Origin of the sequence: Thermogemmatispora sp. (genome assembly GCF_042408735.1) — a bacterium.
Taxonomy (GTDB): Bacteria; Chloroflexota; Ktedonobacteria; order Ktedonobacterales; family Ktedonobacteraceae; genus Thermogemmatispora.
The window spans coordinates 1-1556 of sequence record NZ_JBHOQV010000082.1 but is presented as its reverse complement, the minus strand read 5'-3'; the positions used below and the strand labels follow the sequence as shown (position 1 = coordinate 1556).

Annotated in this window: 1 protein-coding gene; it reads right to left on the bottom strand. The window is 65.0% G+C overall.

What is annotated here, in order from left to right:
* Nucleotides 1-837 precede the first annotated feature (837 nt).
* Nucleotides 838-1556, bottom strand: a 719-nt coding sequence (locus tag ACFMO7_RS06400) for a DUF5591 domain-containing protein (RefSeq protein WP_376794686.1), incomplete at its 5' end; no start/stop codon positions are given.

Here is a 1556-nt window from a genome sequence, read left to right as displayed (position 1 = left end):
TGATCTGCTCTCCCAGGGTCTGGAAACCCTGGCCTGTCTGTGACCAGGGAAGCGAGGTCAGGCGCCAGGTTAGGGCAGCGACCCCCTTCCAACACGGCGCGCACCTGCCAGCCGAGCCACCAGGTGTAGTGCGGCGGAATGGCCTGCGCCAGCTCGGCCTGGCTCATCCAGGGAAGCCCCATCGCCCGCCGCCCCTGGGCCACGCTGGTGGTGGCCCGTTCCTCTCGCTGCCGCTGCCGCTGCAGCACCCACACTGAATGCCCATAGACGCCATATCGGCAGACCTCGTGGTGGCAGGGACCTGGCGCAAAGAGGAGGAGATTACTCTGGAAAAGTCGATGACGCCGAAGGGGAAGACCGAACATGGAGCCACAGAGCAGGAGGGCGGAGCGAAGCACCGGGTGTGCACCCGGCACATTCTCCAGGACGAACGGCTTGTCCAGCGCCTGCAGTCGCGCCAGGGTGGGATGGACCCAATCCGGGTGGCGGGTCCGGTCCGGGGTCCGTGGACTCCACCGTTGACAGGGAGGGGACGCATGGATCAAATCCACCTGGTCCTGCACCTGTTCTAGCCAGGTCAAGGCATCTCCCAGGAGGAAGCGAAACGGATAGCGCGGTTGCGGACGGCAATCCACCCCGATGACCTCGAACCCGGCCAGCGCATAGCCCCATGCGGCTCCCCCGGCTCCGCAAAAGAGATCGAGACAGACCGGCCTTTTCCAGCGCCTGCCAGACGAGCTGGCGCAGTCTCTCCAGCTCGGCCTCATGCAAGGGGACTTGTTCTCTTCTTCAAGGGAATATTCATGAGCATCAATAATCATCTGTTCCAAGAGCGCATCATTCATGGCCTCTTGCAAGATCTCGTCCATCGTGGCGAAGTCGCCGCGCTCGAAGGCGCTCAAGGAGGCAAAGAGGGTCCTCTCGCGCGCCAGCTGCTCGGGAGACGGCGGCTCCATGTGGCGCTCGTGGTCTGCCATCCTGTTTCCTTCCTTTCGTTTCAAGTCGGAGACGTGCCACCAGCTCCTCCAGATGCTCCTGGCGAAAGAAGGCGGTCAGTCGACGGGCTTTCAGGTTGCAGGGCAGCACCTCCAGCCGGCCCGTGCGGCGCGCCGCCAGCTCCATCGCCTGCCGGTAAGCCCGACTCGTCGCATACCCCAGGCAGGCCACGTAGTGCTCTCCCCAGCGCTCCAGATAGCGGGTCAGCCGCCCGGCCACCAGCTCGATTTGTGGCTGGTTGCTTCCCTCCAACCGGAAGTCGTAGCCCAGCACCTCGGGGACCTGCTCCCACTCCTCGGGCACCGGCCCATACAGGCCCGAGAGCGTCACCCAGTGAATGCCGTGCAGCCGGTCACCGAGTGCCGCCTGCAGCCGCTCTCTGACGTAGCGGTGCGTGCGCGACTGCGAATAGGGTTTCTCCCCAGAACAAGGCAGCACCAGCAACACCCGCTTGTCCGCCGGGGGAGCATAGCCCCGGCTTTCGATGGTGAACGCCTCGGGGGTGTAGGCCAGAGAGACGGTGCGACCGCTCCCGGTCTCCACCGGCAAGCTGGGCTGAC